We start from the raw sequence: 16,944 nt of genomic DNA, 5'->3' as shown, positions 1-16,944 counted from the left end.
GGAAGCACATGCCATCGATCCAGATCGACCTGCCGCTGACCATCGACGCACCGACCAAGCAAGCGCTGGCGCAGCGAGTCGGCGTCATCTACGCGGAGATCATGCAGGTCGGCATGGACCTCCTCACGGTCTCCGTCCACGACCTCGGCGCGGGAGGCGTGTGGCGGTGCCACCAGTCCGGTCCGCCCACTGCTTCGGGTCTGATCATGTGCGACATCCGCAAGGGTCGCACGAACGAAGTCCGCGCCCAGCTGGCGCAGTCCCTGATCGACACCTGTGTCGAGATGTTCGAACTGGACGCAGTCTGGCTGAAGGTCGAGTTCACCCAGCACAACGGCGAGGACATGTACCACCCGCATCTGGGCGGCTTCAACACGGACTGGCGCGGCGACGAACGAGAACCCGCCTAGGCGGGTGTGGTGAGGAGGAGGGTGGGTGGGTTGAGGAGGCCGGAGTTCAGGTCGTCGGCGGCGTGGGAGATGTGTTGGAGGTCGAAGCGGTGACCGTAGTCGGTGGTGACCGACTCGACGAGGGGAAGGAGGTGGGGGTCGGCGGACAGGGCGTTGGCGGCCGTGTTGTGGATGGTGATTCGGAGGGTGTTGTGGCCGGGTACGGCGGCGTCGGTGAGGTCGACGCGGTACGGCGGGGACCAGAGGGTGCCGCAGGCAACGTCGTTGAGCCAGATCTCGGCGGCGACTCCGATCGGGGGGACGAGCGTCGCGCGGTAGGAGTTCGGGGGGAGGTACGTCTCGGTGTCGGCGGGCGCGGGTTCGCCGGTGCCGAAGTCCAGCAGAACCCGTGTCTTGGGATCGAGCTCCGGCAACTCGAGCTCAGTCTGGTACGACGCTGCGCCCGAGTACGCCGCCCGTGCGGGATCGTCCTCCCACCGATGCGGCAGCTCGACCGACGACGGGGAGTTGTCGAAACTGACCTGCCAGGACGCCTGGATCGTTGCCCTGGTCAACTTCTCGGTGGTCAGGTCGGGCGCCGCGTCGTCAGTGGGGACGACGACGGTTGCTTCGTAGGGGTGAAGCGTCAGCGAGATGCCGTCGGATGAGCGGCGGTGCAGCGAGATCTTGCCGGTAGCGGCATCCCATTGTTCGAAGGCGGCGGTAGCGTCCGGGATGTCGAACTGGAAGGTCCGGGTCTGGTTGCCGGTGTTCGCGAGGAAGTACACATCCCCGTCGTCGAGCCGCCGATGCACCACACCGATGTCATCGCGAGGACTCACCCTCGGCCCAGGCACCTCCGCCAAACGCTCCACCAGCTCACCGACCGCCACTCCCCCGGCAAACGTCGACCCCTCGGGTACGACGACCAGCCCGAGGTCGAGCAGCCCCGGGTCGACCAACTCGAGCGCATCGTCATCGACCAGGTCGAAGTCCAAACCGGACTCGCGAATCGTCCGCGGGACCTCGTCACCGATCAACCGGCGCGCAGTGCGATACAAGTTCAACGACCCTTCGGCGTACGCCTCAGCAGCAGGCACGTACACCTTCACCGGCCGCACCGGCGTCCCCTGCTGCAGCAACCAGGACAACCGGTGCAGATACCCGAAGAGATCCGGCGCAACCGGCCACCAAGGATTGCGGTCGTCCAGCGCGCCGGAGGCGTAGAAGATCCAGCCGACGCCGGGCGCGCTCGATGGCGAATACGGCCAGCCGTGACCGATCAGCTGGTTGACGCCCGACAGGAAGTGCTCGTGCGCCTCACCCTTGAGATCGAGCGGAGTCGCCCGGAACGACGGCGAGTGCACCCACGTCCACGCCTCGGCCGACACGACCGACCGCCCGTAGAGGCTCGCGGCCGACGACGCCCATCGAGTCTCCGGCAGCCGCGTCCACCCCCACCCCTCGCCCTCGAACAGGTCCGCGAAGCGATAGCTGCTCATGGTCGCGGGCGGCTCGCCGTAACTCTGGATCCGGAACGGTACGCCGTGCCCCGCCGCCCACCGCTGGAAGACCGCGACGAAGTTCTCCTCGTACAACTCCGACAACGTCCGCCGGAAGTCGATCCGCACCTGCGCGGACTCAGCCGTGTCGACGAGCAACTCGTACAGCCGTGGACGCAACTCATAGCCACGCCGCCGCGAGAAGTCGTCGAACAGCTGAGGCGTCCAGTCCGCCCGGTACACCTCCAAGCTGTCACAGAACACCGACCCGGGCAGCTCTGGCGTTGCTGCCAGCAACAATGGTTCGGCCACGCATCTGATGTGCTCGGCCGCCGCAGCCGCCGAGTAGTGATCGAGCACCGGCCCTTCCGCGCCCGCCGCGGCCCGCTTCACGTTCTGCCCGGTCAACCGCGACGACGCGATCAGCACCTCACGCGGTCCGCGCCCGGCCGGGACCCGGATCATCCCGTTGCTCATAGCAACCTCGACGTACGACGCCGGTACGCCGGCCGACCCCTCGCCCACGAAGGCCGCAACCACCTCGTCACCGGGCCACGCAGCCACCACAGGTACGTCGTACGCGTCGGCACCGATCTCGCGTCGATCCCAGCTGAGGCGACGCGCCGCGTGCTCCGGCCCGATGTGCCCACCACCGAAGGACCAACCGCTGCCCAACGTCACGTCGAACCGCAATCCCAGTTCGCGCGCCGTCCGCGCGGCGTACCCGACGAGCTCCAGGAACTCGTCCGATCCGAACGGCGTCTCAACCGGCCCCATCGGATAGACGAACGCGACCTCCGCACCACCCAGGCCGGCCGCCGCCATCGCCCGCAACTGACGCTCGAGCTCACCGCGTTCCACCGATGGGCCGAACCACCACCAGCGCACCATCGGCCGCCCTTCCGCGGGCGGTGTCCGGAACTGCCTTCGTACGTCGTCCACCGTCGCCACAGGACCGGCCTCCGCACTCGGTTGTCTCGGTTCGTTCACCCCATCGCGACCGGCAACCTGCCGTCAACGAATTCGACCACTACCGGTCAGCCGACCCTGGTCCCGCGGTCTAGGCCGGATCGCCTAGGATCTCCGCCGGGGGGATCGAGCTGCCGACGAAAGGTTCTGTCGTTCATGTCTCAACCCCCAGAAGGTGGTTACCCCCCGCCCGGCTACCAGCCGGGATACCAACCCCAACCGGGATACCCGCAACAGCCTGGCTTCCAGCAACAGCCTGGCTTCCAGCAACAGCCTGGCTTCCAGCAACAGCCTGGCTTCCAGCAACCGCAGGGATTCCAGCAACCGCAGGGGTTCCAGCAGCAAGGGTTCCAGCAACCGCAGGGGTTCCAGCAGCAGCCGCCTGGGCAGCCGCCGAAGAAGAAGCCGTCTGCCGGGCAGCGGGTGGTGGGGATCCTGATCCTGGTGGTCGCGCTGCTGGCGTTCTTCCTCGTCATCGACAAGAACTTCCGCAACAACGTCCTCGACGCCGTCGGACTCAAGGACGGCATCGGCGGCGGAAGCGGTTCGTCGGCCCCGGACATCGCCCAGATCAGCTGGCCGAAGACGCTGCCGGGCGGGTACTACGCGGTCGAGTCCGCGCCGTCGTGGCACGACACCCGCGCGAAGAAGTACAAGTGGGTCACCGCGGAGTTCTATGCCAACAAGCCGCCCGCCTCCCGCGGTACTCCGGGCTCGTACCTGTACACGGTGACGGCGTACGGCCCGCTCGCCGAACTCGATGAGGCGTTCCTCGGGGTGAAGGCACCGATCGAGGAGGTTGCCGGCGGCTCCTGCTACAGCTCGGACGAACGGGCCCGGGACTGCGCCGTCACCAACGGCAAGATCGTCGTGATGGTCGGCACCGCCTGGACATCGGCGACCAAGCGCCCGCGCACCGACGCGCAGCTGATCCAGGACGGGAAGAAGTTCGCCGACGCCCTGACCCAGGGCCAGTAGTCGGACCGGCCCGCCGCTCTACCCAGCGCCGGGCCGGTGTACGGGTCACTCGACCAGCTTGCCCTCGGTCGAGATGTCGTCGCGCATCAGTTTGCGGAGCTCGGCCGGGATCGGTGGGATCGCCTCACGCTCCACTGCTCCCGGCCCGGACCACACCAGGTTGACCTGCAGCGACTCGTCCAGGTGCGGGTAGTCGGACCGGTTGTGGCAGCCACGGGACTCACGCCGTTCGAGCGCCGCGTCGAGAGTCGCCCGCGCGGCCAGGGCCGAGGACTTCAGGTCGAACGCGTGAGCCAGGTCCTGGTAGCCGGCGATGTCGGGATGTACGCCGACCCGCGTCATCCGGTCCTCGATGTCCGTCAGCTCGGACACACCCGCCTGCAGTCCAGCCTCGTCGCGCACGACACCGGCCCGCGTGGTCATCGTGTCGCGGAGTACTCGCTGCAGCGCCCGCACGTTCTCCGGACCGTCGCTCGCCAGCAGCCCGTCCACCTCGGCCCGCGCTTCGGCGACCGCCTCCGCGGACCGCTCCTGGGACTGCCGGCCGATCGAGTACTTCGCCGCTTCCTCGGCAACGATCCGGCCGAACACCAGCAACTCGATCAGCGAGTTGCCGCCCAGCCGGTTCGCGCCATGCAGCCCGCTGGCCGCTTCGCCGATCGCGTACAGCCCGTCGACACCGGTGCCGTGATCCTCCGGACGGACCCACACGCCACCCATCGAGTAGTGCGCGGTCGGCGCGATCTCGATCGGCTGCTTGGTGATGTCGAGCATCTGGAGCTCGAGCAGCGTCTGGTAGACCCGCGGTAGTCGCCGCATGATCGTCTCCCGCGGCAGGTGCGACACGTCGAGCCACACTCCGCCGTTCGGCGTACCGCGACCTTCCTTGATCTCCGTGTACGCCGCCAGCGCGACCCGGTCCCGGGTCGACAGCTCCATCCGCTCGGCGTCGTACCGCGCCATGAATCGCTCCCCCAGCGCGTTCCGCAGCTGACCGCCCTCACCACGTGCCGCCTCGGACACGAGGGTGCCGGCGGCGTTCTCGGGTTCGAGCAGGCCGGACGGGTGGAACTGGACGAGTTCGGGATCGCGGATCCTGCCCCCGGCAAGGACCGCCAGGCGGAACGAGTCACCGGTGTTCTCGTCGCGACGAGACGACGTACGACGCCAGATGCGGGTGTGACCGCCCGCGGCGAGGATGACCGCGTCGGCGTGGATGACGTAGCGCCGCCCGGTGGTCAGGTCGAACCCGTAGGCGCCGAAGACGGTGTTGTCCCGGACCAGGATGCGGGTGACGTACACCGTGTCGAGGATCGGGACGCCGAGCTGGACCGCGCGGTTGACCAGGGTCCGCTGGATCTCCAGGCCGGTGTAGTCACCGGCGAACGCGGTCCGCCGGTACGTGTGGGCGCCGAAGAACCGCTGCGAGATCCGGCCGTCGGCCTCCCGGGCGAACGGCATGCCGTACCGCTCGAGGTCCTCGATGCCACGGGCCGCACCCTCGGTGACGATCTGTGCCGTGATCGGGTTCGCCAGCAGGTAGCTCTCCTGCAGGGTGTCGGCCGCGTGCTGCTGCCAGGTGTCTTCCGGGTCCATCGTGGCCAGCGCCGCGTTGATCCCGCCGGCGGCCAGCGAGGTGTGGGCGTCCGACCGCGGACGCTTGCCGAGGACGAGTACCTCCACACCCTGCTCGGCCAGCTCGATCGCGGCCCGCAGACCGGCACCACCGGATCCGATCACCAGAACGGACGTGGCGATCTGCTGTTCGGTGGTACTCATCGGAATCTCCTCGCGTTGCAGGCGGTGGTCTCACCAGCTAGGACCACGCGGGGCACCGATCTGTGACTGTCTGCTCAGTCACACCGCCGGGGACTCGTCGTCGCGGTAGGCCAGATCGTCGTGGCGCAGGCGGTACAGGTTCAGCCGCTGGTGGTGGTACTGATCCGTCTCGCCGATCGCCTCCATGCCGACCCGCTCGGCCGTCGCCGCGGCGCGGGCGTTCTTCGGATTGACCAGGGCGAACAGCTCCTCGACGTCCGCCTTGTGCATCGACCACCGCGCCACCGCCTCCCCTGCCTCCGAGGCGTAGCCGTGACCCCACGCCGTACGGGCGAGCTGCCAGCCGACCTCGAGGTCCTGCCATGGCTCCAGCCGGAGCAGAGCCACTCCGCCGATGACCCGCCCGGACTCACGCAGTTCGACCGCCCAGTGACTGGCCGGTGCCACGTCCTGGGCCGCCCAGTCGTGCAGCACCTCCCGCATGGCCGACTCGTCCGGAATCCGGCTCATCGCCGGTGTCAACCAGCGGGTCACCTCCTCGTCGCCGTAGATGACCAACGCGTCCGGCACATCCGCGTCGCGCCACGGCCTGATGACCAGTCGGTTGGTCTCGATCGTCGGCTTCATCTCACGCTCCTGGGCTCAAGGAACCAGTCGGCACTTCTCTGACCGCACAAGGTTCGCACCCGTGACACCCCACGGAGACCACGGGCTCGACCACGGACTTCCAGGGCGCGCCCGCCACGGTCCTTCGGGGACGGTGTCAGGAGTCCTTCGCAAGCCCCCAGCGACGACTGAAGGAGCCCTCTGACGTGAGTACGCAGACCGCCACTCTCGATCAAGCGGTGTCGGACTTCGTCCGGCTCCGCCCACGGCTGTTCCGGATCGCGTACCGGATCGTCGGCGACGTGCACGAGGCCGAGGACCTCGTCCAGGACGTCTGGCTGCGCTGGCAGCGCACCGACCGGGCCGCCGTCGCCGACCCAGCGGCGTTCCTCGCCACCGCGACCTGCCGGCTCGCCATCAACGTCGTCCAGTCCGCGCGGCACCGGCACGAGACGTACGTCGCCCCATGGCTGTCCGAGGAGAGCGCAGAGGGTGGTGCCGATCCGCACGCGGTGATCGAACGCCAGGAGGCCGTCGACCACGCCGTACGACTCCTGCTGGAGCGACTGTCACCCGCGGAACGCGCCACCTATGTACTCCGGGAGGGCTTCGAGTACCCGTACCGCGAGATCGCCGACACGCTGCACATCGGTGCGCCGAACGCCAGGCAACTGGTGAAGCGGGCCCGCGACCGGTTGTCGTCGGACCGCCGTCATCCGGTCGCCCCGGCGGCACACGATCGGCTCCGTCGTGCCCTGGCGTCGGCGTCCAGCGCCGGCGAGCTGACCGGCCTCGAACAACTCCTCACCGCGGACCTCGCCGCGCAGGCAAGTTGATGCAAATCCCCAGCAGATCGCGGATCTGAGACATCCACGGGGTTCGCTGTCATCGATCGGCGCAGGGCACTAGCCTCAGGTGAGGGGTGGTGATTCGTGACGATCGGCGGGGCCGCACAGGAGCTGCGCGGGCGGCGGGCTGAGTGTGCCCAACTGGATCGGGTGGTGTCCGGCGTGCGTTCCGGTCAGGGCCAGGTCCTGGTCGTCCGGGGCGAGGCGGGCATCGGGAAGTCCGCACTGCTCGACTACCTGGCCGGCCACGCCGGTGACTGCCGGGTGGCCCGGGCTGCGGGCGTCGAGGCCGAGATGGAGCTTCCGTTCGCCGGTCTGCACCAGTTGTGCCTGCCGCTGATGGACCACGTCGATCAGCTGCCCCGGCCGCAACGCGAGGCGCTCGCCGTCGCGTTCGGCCTCGAGGCAGGTGGCCCACCGGACCGGTTTCTGGTCAGTGCGGCGGCGCTGAGCCTGCTGGCCGAGGCCTCCGACCAGAAGCCACTTCTGTGCGTGATCGACGACGCACAGTGGCTCGACCAAGCCTCGGCGCAGGCGCTCACCTTCGTCGGTCGCCGGCTGTTCGCGGATCGCATCGGGCTGGTGTTCGCCGTCCGCGAGCCCGTCACCGGTCCTGAATGGCGAGGTCTCCCGGAGTTGGTCGTCGGGCGACTCTCTGATCCCGAGGCCGGCGCGCTCCTCGACTCCGTGGTGCCGGGACGGCTGGACGAGCATGTCCGGGACCGGATCGTGGCGGAGACCCGCGGCAACCCGCTGGCGCTGTTGGAGCTGCCGCACGGACTGACAGCTGCCGAACTGGCCGGTGGGTTCGAGCGCCCGGACGCCCGGCCGCTCGCGAGTCAGATCGAGCAGAACTTCGCCCAGCGGCTGCGGGCGCTTCCGCCGGAGACGCAGAAGCTGCTCCTCACCGCGGCAGCCGAGCCGGTCGGCGACGTACCGCTGTTGCTCCGGGCGCTCGGGATTCTCGGGATCCCGGTGAGTGCTGCTGGGCCGGCCGAGACGGCCGGGCTGTTCGAGATCGGTCGCCGGGTGCGGTTCCGGCATCCGTTGGTGCGATCGGCGTCGTACCGGGCGGCGACCTCGGCCGATCGTCGCGAGGTCCACCAGGCCATCGCGGCGGCGATCGACCCTGGCTACGATCCCGACCGCCGCGCCTGGCACCGCGCCAACGGAGCGGACGGCCCCGACGAGGACATCGCACTTGAACTCATCAGCTCCGCCGATCGGGCCCAGCGTCGCGGCGGTGTTGCGGCCACGGCCGCGTTCCTGCAGCGAGCGACCGAGCTGACTCCGGACCCGGCCCTGCGCGCGCAACGCGCCGTCACCGCGGCCCAGGTCACCCTCGGGGCAGGCGCGTTCGAGACGGCGCTGAAGCTGCTCGTCACCGCCGACGAGGTCTCGGTCAGCGCGCTCCACTCTGCTCAGGTGAACCTGCTCCGGGCACAGATCGGGTTCGCCTCCGGTCACACCGCGGACTCGGTCCATCTGCTCCTTGACGCGGCCCGGCGCATCGAGCCGCTGGACGCCGATCTCGCCCGCGACACCTACCTCGACGCGATGATGGCAGCGATGTTCGCCGGCCGCCTCGTCCCGGACTCCGTCCAGGCCGCTGTGTCGCAGGCCGCTCGCACAGCACCGCCGCCGACGACCCGCCGCAAGCACGACCTGCTGCTGGAGACCGAGGCGGCCATGTTCACTGACGGGTACACGGCGGCGTTCCCGCTGGCTCGGGAGGCGCTCCGCGCGTTCGCCGACGAACAACTCGCCGAGCCGGCCGATCTGCGCTGGCTGTGGCTGGCTGCGCGTTATGCGGTGGTTCTTTGGGACGACGAGTACTGGGATGTACTGACCGCCCGGCACATCCGGATCGCCCGCGAGTTCGGCGATCTCGCCGGGCTCCCGCTGGTGCTGAACTCGCGAGTGTTCCTGCATCTGTTCGCCGGGCAGTTCGCGGCGGCCACGTCGCTCGTGGCCGAGATCCGGACGATCTCCGACGCGACCGGACTCGGCCTGGCGCCGTACGGCACGCTCGGCCTGACGGTGTGGCGAGGTGATGTCGCCAGGGCCACCCCGCTGATCGCGGCGAGTCTGGAGGATGTCAGGGCACGCGGCGAAGGCGGCGGGATGTCCTTCACGCAGTGGGTCGGCTCGTTCCTGATGAACGGACTCGCGCGCTACCCGGAGGCGCTCGAGTTCGCCCGGGCCGCCACCGAGGATCCGAAGGACCTCGGCGTCGCCAACTGGGCCCTGCCGGAGCTGATCGAATCCGCCATGCGGTGCAACCGGGCCGACCTGGCCTCGGACGCTTTCGACCGGCTGTCCGAGATGGCGCGAGCCAGCGGCACCAACTGGGCCCTCGGTCTGCTCGCCCGCTCGCGCGCCGTGATGGCCAAAGAACCAGAGTCCGACTATGAGGAGGCCATCGCACTCCTCGGCCGGACGCGCGCCCGGGTGGATCTCGCTCGGACCCATCTGCTGTACGGCGAATGGCTGCGCCGGGAGGGCCGTCGCCAGGACGCTCGCACGCAACTCCGGACGGCGTACGAGATGTTCACCGCAGCCGGCGCCGACGTCTTCGTCGAACGGACGCGCAGCGAGCTAGCGGCCACCGGCGAGGTCGTCAACGGAGTGACGCAACGCGCGCGCGACGGCCTGACCGCGCAGGAGGCACACATCGCCGACTTGGCCGGCACCGGCCTCACCAACGCCGAGATCGGCGCCAAGCTCTTCCTCAGCCAGCACACCGTCGAATGGCACCTCCGCAAAGTCTTCACCAAACTAGGCATAACCTCCCGCCGCCAACTCCGCCCCACCCCCAACCCCTTGACCGGCTAGTCACTCCCTCAGGCACTCAAGCTCGCGACTCGACGCGCTTGGAGCGGCGCACCGCTCCAAGCGGGGCCGCTCCATGGTGCTCTTATGTGCCGGACAGTAGTCGCATCCGGAAATCTTCCACTTGTCGAGTCCAGGCTTCGTTATTGCGGCGCTCATCATCCAGGGCCGTTACGACTCCCGAGACATCAGCAACGCCGTACAATTCGCCGGCAACACCACCGGTAAGCAGATTGTCGAAGTGAAAGGATCCTTCAAACCCGAACCATGCAACCTCGGCCCCCGCATCGACCGCTGCCCCCAGCCATCCGGTGACGACTGTCTCCAGTGCGTCTGGGACTGCATCGAAGATCAGATCATGCTCGTAGACCGCCCGATCACCCAACTCTCGATCCGGATCCTCCATACAGTACGACTTCACTTCGATGGGATTCACCAAATTCACGCTGCCCGGCGGACGCCTCACGACATCGTCCGCACCTACGACGAACAGAGACAGAATCACCTTCGAAGGCAACCAGCCAATTCCTTCAAGTAACTGATTCATCTCAATCCCCATTCGGCCATCTGGCCGAGATCAGGAACGATCGCGGTGAGGACCTTCCCCTGATAATCGCCTTCTTTGGCGACAAATAGACAACCGTCCGACCATTGACTGACCCTGCGAAGGCTCGTGTGGCAATCTGACCCAAATTCCAATCGAACGTCTTAGCTGGCGACTGTAGTATTGGCGAGGTGAGTTCCTCAAACACCTTGACTTGAGACGCAAGGCTGCCAGAGTTCGGGATCAAACCTTCCTCGCGGAGATGTCGAATCGCGTGGCCACCTCCCTTGTTCATTCCTTGGTACGCCGTCCTCACGGCGTCTTCGGCGAAGCCTACGGGCAGCGGCTTCGTGGCCAAAGCGGGTGGCCTGCCGAGTTTTGCGAGGTCGAGACCGAAGGGTCCGAGTTTGGCGAGTCGGCAGGCGGCGCCGATTTCGCCGCCGACGGGGATGAGGAGGGGGGCGACGAACTCGGCGCCTCGGGTGACGGTTTCGGTGCCGTCGACGCCTGTGTACTTGTCCGCGAAGTGGTAGTACCACTCGGATTCGCTCTTTCCGGTGGCGAGTTGCCAGCCGAGTTGCCTCAGCTCACCAATCCCGCCGAACTCCTCTCCCGTCTTGGCAAGCCCGCCGCCGGCACCGATGACGCCTTCCTTGAGCCAGTCGGGGAAACGTCGCCCCGACAGATACGGTCTTACCCTGGACTTCCCGTACCGAGGATCGCTGCCAATTGCGACTCCACTGCGTCCGCAGCCGATGCATCACCGTCGTAGTACGCCTCCCAAAAACCAGGTGCCAGCCAGGCCTCAGGACCTAACTCGAGGAGACCCTTCTCTCCAAGCCGGACAACCCAAGTTGATGGAACATCGCCCTCCACACAAACAAAGCAGCCCGCATCAAACCAGCCCAGCGTGTCCTTGTCATCGGTCACCAACTGCAGTTGAACTCGGCCACCAGCCTCAGCCGAGATGGCAAGCACAACATACTCACGATCAAGGGTGACCCAAGGACTCGACTCCACCTCCATCCCGATCACGGGAACGGGTACGTCGACACAGACAACTCTCATCGAGGAACTCCATTAAAAATTACCTTGTAATCGTATCCATAGTCGACGGCTCCCGTACGCCGATTCATGTAGAAATGAACCTGGAAATTACCAGATAGACTCTGATAGGTACGAGAGGTGTACTTACCCCAGTCCGCGATATCGCTACCATCGGCCGTCAGCCGTTGAATTAGTGCTTTGTTCCCTAACTTGTTGCCTGGAATGATCAGATTCGCGCCACTGATCGCGCCGGGGTTCAATTTACCAGAGCCTGTGAAGGCCGACGAAGCCGACTCTCGGGCCAACTGCTGAGCAAGCCGCAGCCCATTTACGACGTTGTCCGCACCCGCTCCGGAGCGTGCAGCTTCGGTGGCTATTTTCAGAGCCCTGGCGGCGTCAGTCGGCATCAGCCCTAGGCGTGCCAGCTCAGCTGCTCTGCAGGCGGTGCCCACCCCGGCTGCTCCTGCGCCTGGGATGGGCATGCTGGCAAAGATGAGTTCGCCGAGGATGGCGCCGCCTTCGGTACCGTCGACGCCGAGGTGATCTGCCGTCCAGCCGTAGTACGTGCTTCTAGATAGGTCCGTCTGTCCGCCGCCAAGCCGAATATCACCGAGGCTTGCCGCGCCGCCGCCTATTCCTACAGCGATCTGCCGGCCTCGGGTTTGTGGCTCTGTTCTGCCGACTTCACCGAGCTTCTTGCCAACTGCCTTGAGGCCATCCCAGAAGTCTCCCAACGACTTCGGCGTCAACCCGGTGGGGTCAGTGAGGAGGGTTGGTTGTTGGTTGGCGTAGGCGTAGGCGGTGACGTACGGGTCAGCTAGGTCCGGCGCGAGGGGGTCTGGGGAGAGGAAGGTGCCTGAGGGGTCGAGGTCTCGGGCGCGGACGTGGTAGTTGCCGGTGGTGGGTTCGAGGTAGGCGCCGGTGAAGCCGAGGGAGGGGTCTTCGGCGGTGGTGTTGAGTTTTTCGGTGGTGCGTTTGGCGCCGAAGGGTTCGTAGCCGTAGCGCCAGCGGGCGCCGCCGGTTTGGTCGAGTACGTCGGTGATGCTGCCGAGGGCGTCACCGAACAGGAGCGAGCGGGGGTAGGTCTTGGCGGGGTGTTCGACGTAGACGGCGGTGCCGTCGGGGGCGTAGCGGTGGCGCCAGAGGCTTGCGTCGGTGCGGGTTTCGACGCCGATCATCGGGATCGGGTTGTTGATGTCCCACGACAGCTTCTTGGTGCCGGCGGTGTTGGCGACGGTGCGCCGCAGCCCCAGCGCGTCGTAGGTGAAACTGGTGGTCTGGGTGCCGGTGGTTTCGGTGGTGATGCGGCCGAGGACGTCCCAGGTGCGGTTGCCCTCGAGTTGCCCGTCGGCGTTGTAGCTGTACGGCGTGACCGTGCCGCCGGGGTCGGTGCGGTTGATGATCTGGTTGGCAGCGTCGTAGCTGTAGGCGGTGGTGCCGGGGTTGGTGACGCCGGCCCGGTCCTCGGTCAGCCGGTTACCGCTCGCGTCGTAGCTGTACCCGACGGAGGCCGCAGCACCCGTACAGGTGGTGGCGTCGAGGCAGTTCTTGGTGATCCGGTTCGCGGCGTCGTACTCGAACGCCTCGTTGTAGACCGTGGTGCCCCGGGTCCGTTTGACGACTGTCGGGTTGTGGTTGGCGTCGCGGGTGTAGTCGTAGCGGCTCAGCGGCGTGGTGGCTCCGCTCTTCTGGTTCGCCACGGCCGCGATGTCGCCGGTGCGGTCGTAGGTCCGGGTCTGGGTGTAGCCGCTGGTGGCCGGGTAGACGATGGAGGTCAGGTGGCTGTCGGCGTCGTAGCCGAAGCCGGTCGTCTGCCCGTCCGAGGTCAGCGTCGTCGCGCGGCCGTCGGTGTCGTAGCCGTAGGTGCTGGTGACGCTGCCGGGCTGGGTGCGGGTCAGGACCTCGCCGTACGGGGTGTAGGTGTAGCCGTAGTTGCCTTGCGGCTGCGTCACCCCGGTGAGTTGTCCGGCGGTGTCTCGGGTGAGGGTCGTGGTGCCGGTGACGTCGGTGTAGGTCTTGAGCAACCCGTCGGCGTCGTAGCCGAAGGTCGCGTTCGCCGCCGTCGAGGCGGTGGTCAGCGAGGTCCGCAGGCCGCGCAGGTCGTAGGCCTGCCTGATCGTGTAGGCCGGCAGATCCCCAGAGGCGTAGCCGCGGGCCTTGATGATCTCGGTGACGTTGCCCTCGGCGTCGTACCCGAACGTCTGCTTGCGATCCAGCGGGTCGATGACCGACGTCAGGTCACCGCGCGGGTTGTAGCCGTACTTGGTCACGCCGTCGCGTGGGTCCTTGCGCTCGGCCAGGTTGCCGACCGAGTCATAGGTGTAGGTCGTCGTGGCCGAGGCGACCGGCGAGGTGACCGAAGTCAACCGCTGCAGCGCGTCATAGGCGTAGCTGGTGGTGTTGCCGAGCGGGTCGCGTTCACTGGTGACGTTGTTACTGGGGTCATAGGCCTGCGTGGTGACCTTGCCCAGCTTGTCGGTCTGGGTTGTCTGGTTCCCGGCCGGATCGTAGCCGTAGGTGGTCGTGTAGTCGGCCGGCGTACCACCGGACACGTTGCCCCGCGGATCGGTCTGCGTGATCTGCCGGCCGTCGGCGTCGTAGGTCCAGGTCGTGACCGAGCCGCCGCTCGGCGACTTCATCGACAACTGGTGGCCGTCCAGGTCGTAGGTGTACGTCGTTGGCTGCAGTCCCGGTACCGCCGTGCTTTGCAGCCGGCCGGCCGCGTCGTACACGTTCGTGGTGATCCGCCCGAGCGGATCCTTCGACGTCAACACATTCCCCGCACCGTCGTACGTCGTGGTCGTCACCCCACCACCGGGTGCGGTGACCGTGCTGACCCGATTCAGCACGTCGAAGGTCTGCTTGGTCTGCCGCCCGGCACCGTCGGTGCTGGTCAGCTGGTTGCCGTTGGCATCGTAGGTGTATGACCAGGTGAACGCCGCCGGATCCGCACCGGTCTCATAGCCGCGCGGTGTCGTCATCGACGCCGTTCGGTTCATCGAGTCATAGCTGTAGGTGGTCTTCGCACCGGTCGCGTCGGTCGACTCGCTCCGGTTGCCCCGCGAGTCGAACTTGGTCGTCGACGTGACACCCGCCGCGTCGGAGGTCTCGACCGTGCGGCCGGCTGCGTCGTACCTGTATCCGGTCGCCGACAGCACCGTCCCGCCCGCGTTCGCGACCGTCGCGCTCGACAGCTTGCCGACCTCGTCGTACACGTTGGTCGTCACGGCGTCATCCGGCGCAGTCGTCGTCAAGATGTTGCCGGCGGCATCGTAGGTGAAGTGCGTCGTGTACTCCTCCGGAGTACTGCCTTCCACGCTGCCGCGCGGATCACGACTCGCGATCACCCGGCCCGCCGCGTCGTACTCCAACCGCTCCACGAACCCCAGCGGGCTCGTCTTCGCGATCAGATTCCCGGCGGTGTCGTAGTCCATCGTCGTGACATGCCCGGCCGGGGTCTTCTGCGTCGCCAACTGCCCCACCGCGGTGTAGGTGAGTTCCGTCTTGCCGCCGCCCGGATCCGTCGACGACATCAACCGATTCGCCGTGTCATAGGTGAGGATCGTCTTCTGCCCACGCCCATCCGTGGCCGAAGTGATGTTGTCCTCGTCGTCGTACGTCCACGACTCGACATACGACAACGGCGCCGACGCGGTCCGGGTCAACATGTTGTCCCGCGCGTCGTACGTCATCACCGTCTCGGCGAACCGCGGATCCGTGATCAGGACCTTGTTCAGGCGACCGTCGTAGTCATACGTCGTCCGCCTGCCGTCCGGACCGTAATGGGCGACCAGCACACCGCCCGAATACAGATCGGTCCACACGCCACCGTTCGGATCGATCGTGTCGGACTCACCCCGGGCCTCGTCCCACTCGAAACCCGTCACGTCCCCGGTCGCGTTCGTCTGGCTCGACACCCGGCCGGTCGTGGCGTCGTAGGTGTTCTTCGTGGTCTGGCGACCCAGCGCGTCCGTGACCGTGACAATCCGGCCGCTCGCGTCATACCCGTACGACGTGGCCTGACCGCGAACATCGGTAACCTGCGTCAACAGACCACTCGTGTACCCGTACGACACCTCGCGACCATCGGACAGACTGAGCTTCGCGATCCGATCCGCGTCCCAGGTCAGCGTCGCGACCCGCCCACTCCGCTCGGTGACCGTCGCGAGCTTCCCCCCGGAATACGCGAGCGCCACACCGATCCCACCAGCGTCGACGATCCCGGTCAGCAGCCCGGCTGCGTCGTACCTGTACGTCGTGCCGTCCGAAGTCCGCAGCTCCCACCCTGTGCCGACAGGTCGAAGCCGTTGCTTCACCGCGGCAGGCGACTGCCATGCGCCACCGGCGTCCTTCGTGAACTTGATGGTCGCCCCATCAGCGAACCGCACTGCCACCTCGCTCGCCGACGCGGTCAACGAAGAGTCGTACGCCCAGCTCCACCCCTTGCCGAACGACGAAACTGCCGTTGACAACGACGAATAGAACCTTGACACCTGCAACGGGACACCCGGACCCGTCCCCTGCACGTCCGTGAACGACTCAACGAACGCACCCGTAGCCGTGTTGACCGGATCCCCCCGATATGCCTGGCTCCCGGCATTACACGCACACTGCCCAGCCAGATCACCCGGAATCCCGGGCGTGAACAACGCCGGCTGCGACTGACTCAACGTGAACCACGGCGAACTGGTGCTGGAGTTCCTGACCCGGAACTTGCCCTTGTACAACCTGCCCGGCGTCAACCCCGCGCCCAGCGTGTCCGACCAGATCGCCGCAGTCCTGCACGCACCGCCGCAAAACAAGGGCTGACTCGGCAGACTGATCTCCTGACCACTGGCCACATCGACGACGGCCATGTCCACTGTCCAGGAGTTCGCCACGACCGGACCGGAGAAGTCAACGATCGCGTCACCCCAGACCGTGAAAGCAGGCTTCCTGAACGGCGCATACCGCTCATTGCTGATCGACCAATCCACCGCCGGCGCGGCAGACTTCTCGTTGCCAGTAGCCGAGTTCGCCTTCGTCAAGTCAAAGCCATGGCCCACCTTCGGCAGATCCTGCTCGACCTGCTCGTGCCGCGCCGCCACAGACATCGCAGGCTTCGGCGGCTTCGCGCGATGAACGGTCTCGGCCTGCACCACCTGCACCGGCACCGAGGCCCGCTGATCAGCGGGAGCACTCGACGCGGCAGCCTGCGGAACCAGCAGCGACACCAGAAGGGCAGACAATGGCAACGCAGCGAAACGACGCATGATCATCCCCAGTCACGCGCCGGCCCCAGAACCCCCTTGGCCCCCAGCCGCACCCGGCGCCGTACGAGCATGGGGACCTACACACCGTCACGTCAAGAGAACTCCCTGTCATTGCATCATGCTGCAATGCATCGACGGGGTTCGGTCATCGTGCCGTCCCTCAGGGCGCGGCAGTTACCATGCGGGGCCCGCCACTCG

Annotated in this window: 10 protein-coding genes; 4 read left to right on the top strand and 6 right to left on the bottom strand. The window is 67.0% G+C overall.

What is annotated here, in order from left to right; all coding sequences use genetic code 11:
• Positions 1–8 precede the first annotated feature (8 nt).
• Positions 9–410, top strand: coding sequence for a tautomerase (locus tag E0H75_RS19810; protein WP_131515059.1), 402 nt, complete (start codon positions 9–11; stop codon positions 408–410).
• Here the strand turns inward: E0H75_RS19810 and E0H75_RS19805 are convergent.
• Positions 407–2,842 carry a glycosyl hydrolase gene (locus tag E0H75_RS19805; RefSeq protein ID WP_131515058.1) on the bottom strand — a complete coding sequence of 812 codons (2,436 nt, stop codon included), beginning with the start codon at positions 2,840–2,842 and terminating at the stop codon, positions 407–409. The two genes, E0H75_RS19810 and E0H75_RS19805, sit on opposite strands and share 4 nt — an antisense overlap.
• A 174-nt stretch (positions 2,843–3,016) precedes the next feature.
• Here E0H75_RS19805 and E0H75_RS19800 point away from each other — a divergent pair, with 174 nt between their 5' ends.
• Positions 3,017–3,838, top strand: a complete 822-nt coding sequence (locus E0H75_RS19800) for a hypothetical protein (protein ID WP_131515057.1) — start codon at positions 3,017–3,019, stop codon at positions 3,836–3,838.
• Positions 3,839–3,883: 45 nt separating this feature from the next.
• Here E0H75_RS19800 and E0H75_RS19795 read toward each other — a convergent pair whose 3' ends face one another.
• Together E0H75_RS19795 and E0H75_RS19790 are read right to left on the bottom strand one after the other, a co-directional pair.
• Positions 3,884–5,617 (bottom strand): L-aspartate oxidase, encoded by a 1,734-nt coding sequence (locus E0H75_RS19795; RefSeq protein WP_131515056.1) that lies wholly within the window; start codon positions 5,615–5,617, stop codon positions 3,884–3,886.
• Positions 5,618–5,695: 78 nt separating this feature from the next.
• Positions 5,696–6,244 carry a GNAT family N-acetyltransferase gene (locus tag E0H75_RS19790; RefSeq protein WP_131515055.1) on the bottom strand — a complete coding sequence of 183 codons (549 nt, stop codon included), beginning with the start codon at positions 6,242–6,244 and terminating at the stop codon, positions 5,696–5,698.
• Between the two features lie 185 nt (positions 6,245–6,429).
• On the opposite strand from E0H75_RS19790, the gene E0H75_RS19785 reads away from it, so the two are divergent.
• Positions 6,430–7,059, top strand: a complete 630-nt coding sequence (locus tag E0H75_RS19785) for a sigma-70 family RNA polymerase sigma factor (protein ID WP_165553858.1) — start codon at positions 6,430–6,432, stop codon at positions 7,057–7,059.
• Between the two features lie 96 nt (positions 7,060–7,155).
• Entirely contained in the window at positions 7,156–9,906 is a 2,751-nt protein-coding gene (locus tag E0H75_RS19780; RefSeq protein WP_202873059.1) for a helix-turn-helix transcriptional regulator, read from the top strand.
• Positions 9,907–9,988: 82 nt separating this feature from the next.
• Here the strand turns inward: E0H75_RS19780 and E0H75_RS19775 are convergent, their stop codons facing one another.
• The 3 genes from E0H75_RS19775 to E0H75_RS19760 form a co-directional block, all read right to left on the bottom strand.
• Positions 9,989–10,462: a hypothetical protein gene (locus E0H75_RS19775; protein WP_131515053.1), complete on the bottom strand. Its 474-nt coding sequence runs from the start codon at positions 10,460–10,462 to the stop codon at positions 9,989–9,991.
• Positions 10,463–11,140: 678 nt separating this feature from the next.
• Positions 11,141–11,515 (bottom strand): hypothetical protein, encoded by a 375-nt coding sequence (locus E0H75_RS19765; RefSeq protein ID WP_131515051.1) that lies wholly within the window; start codon positions 11,513–11,515, stop codon positions 11,141–11,143.
• Positions 11,512–16,746, bottom strand: a complete 5,235-nt coding sequence (locus E0H75_RS19760; RefSeq protein WP_131515050.1) for a DUF6531 domain-containing protein — start codon at positions 16,744–16,746, stop codon at positions 11,512–11,514. The genes E0H75_RS19765 and E0H75_RS19760 overlap by 4 nt, the downstream gene beginning before the upstream one ends.
• Positions 16,747–16,944 lie beyond the last annotated feature (198 nt).

Origin of the sequence: Kribbella capetownensis, assembly GCF_004331485.1 — a bacterium.
Taxonomy (GTDB): domain Bacteria; phylum Actinomycetota; class Actinomycetes; order Propionibacteriales; family Kribbellaceae; genus Kribbella; species Kribbella capetownensis.
The sequence above is the reverse complement of the archived record's forward strand: the minus strand, read 5'-3'. Positions and strand labels throughout refer to the sequence as shown.